3 protein-coding genes are annotated in these 1,671 nt (G+C 52.5%); 2 read left to right on the top strand and 1 reads right to left on the bottom strand.

Annotated elements, in window-relative coordinates:
- A partial coding sequence (locus tag ALO64_RS25475) for a hypothetical protein (protein WP_162232057.1) occupies window positions 1-357 on the top strand: 357 nt, incomplete at its 5' end.
- Here the strand turns inward: ALO64_RS25475 and ALO64_RS02665 are convergent.
- Entirely contained in the window at window positions 346-1,065 is a 720-nt protein-coding gene (locus ALO64_RS02665; RefSeq protein WP_157058617.1) for a hypothetical protein, read from the bottom strand. The two genes, ALO64_RS25475 and ALO64_RS02665, sit on opposite strands and share 12 nt — an antisense overlap.
- Before the next feature lie 112 nt (window positions 1,066-1,177).
- On the opposite strand from ALO64_RS02665, the gene ALO64_RS02660 reads away from it, so the two are divergent.
- Window positions 1,178-1,671, top strand: a 494-nt coding sequence (locus ALO64_RS02660) for a toprim domain-containing protein (RefSeq protein WP_235804971.1), incomplete at its 3' end; no start/stop codon positions are given.

Genomic DNA, 1,671 nt, shown 5'->3' with positions numbered 1-1,671 from the left:
GCAATGAAATCCGGCGTATTTGTGGCTCTTTTGACATGGACCAACCGGTTTGTGAATGCCCAAACAGTGCCTTTGCTGTTTGAGCGTTTTGATCATTGGACGCGGGTGGCACTGGAGTACCACCCGTGCACGGTGCAATCTGAGGATGATGCCTATGCAGAGTGTCCGAGCTTTGACGAAGCGGTGGGTGCCCTGGAAACCATGATCAGTCGATTCGATCATGATATGAGAAGCGGTTACGAGGGGAGTGAATACGCCAGTTGCCCATCGGACTTACGCATCATTGACATCTACGGCGTCTCCAATTTGCGCGATCCCAATGGCGTCTTACCGGCCATCCCCAACTCAAGGAAGTAAGCCTTGCAACTTCACCCATGAAGTATTACCTGCCATCAAGGTCAGTGCGTTTTTAGACACACTAAAGGGAGAGTCGTGAGTGGGGTTACCGCTATCGGAATAGACTTTTAGCAATTTGCAAGGGTTGACAGTGTCCCAAATGGCGGAGGCGTTACTCCCTTTGCGTTTATCGAAGACAAAATGGAAGCCATACGACATGCCACTTTTGTTTTCGGCACTAAAGTCTTCAAGGGTCAACAGTATGTAAGGGATAGCCCAAACTTCGATACCTACATACGACCACACTCTCTTTTTGTCTGCGCGCGCTATCATGGATCGAAAATGACTCTTGGGCAGGTTGCCTTTTCCACAAAGGGCTAAACAAAAGGAATAGGCAGTTTTCAGGTTTTCATCGTTGATGAATTGCTTGCGCAACTGCTCGCCTCGCGCATCATCGTATCCATCGGGCTCCATGCCGCGAAAGCGGCGTGTGCGCTGGGCCAGGATGCAATCGTCAAGCGGGTTGGCTTCTTTCGATAAATTTGCGTGATCAAATCGTGGTGTGGTTTCCACGTTTGGCGTATTGACGCCATATAGATGAACGACTTCATGGCAAGCGTCGCAGTTAGGAAGAACCTGAAGCGCTCTGTAGTTCGCAGGAGCACGTGAAACAAATTCGACAGGGTCAACCAGGTCGCCGTGGGGGTTTGCGAATCGAGCTTTTCTCATCAATAGCCTCGGCATAAGTGGGGCGCGTTATTTGTAATCGGCTCCTCTGTTGGAGCACTTCCCTTACTAAATGCACATTCATACACCATTGTCATCATAGAGATCATGATCGATGAGACTTTTTATTGCAGAAAAACCCGCCCTGGGCCAGGTCATTGCCGAGGCCTTGGGCACCGTCATACGCAAGAACGGCTATTTCGAGTGCGGCAGCCACGATATCGTCACCTGGTGCGTGGGCCACCTGCTCGAACTGGCCCCGCCCGAGGTGCACAACCCTGATTATAAAAACTGGGTTCAGGCCGATTTGCCCCTGAAGCTGCGTCCGGCCAAGTACCAGCCCATTGCCCGTACCAGCGACCAGCTAAAAGTGGTCCAGCAGCTGATCGGTCGCGCCTCGGAAATTATCCACGCCGGTGACCCGGACGACGAAGGCCAGTTGCTGGTCGATGAAGTCCTGGTTCATTTCGGCAACACCGCGCCGGTCAAGCGAATCCTGATCAATGACATGAACGCCAACGCCGCCCGTAAGGCGTTGGATGGCCTGCGCGACAACAGCGAGTTTTACGGCCTGTACCAAAAGGCCCTGGCTCGAAGCATCGGCGACCA

This window comes from Pseudomonas meliae, from assembly GCF_001400515.1.
In the GTDB taxonomy this organism is placed as follows: Bacteria; Pseudomonadota; Gammaproteobacteria; order Pseudomonadales; family Pseudomonadaceae; genus Aquipseudomonas; species Aquipseudomonas amygdali.
Note: the sequence above shows the minus strand (reverse complement) of the source record. Positions and strands in the feature narration are given on the sequence as shown.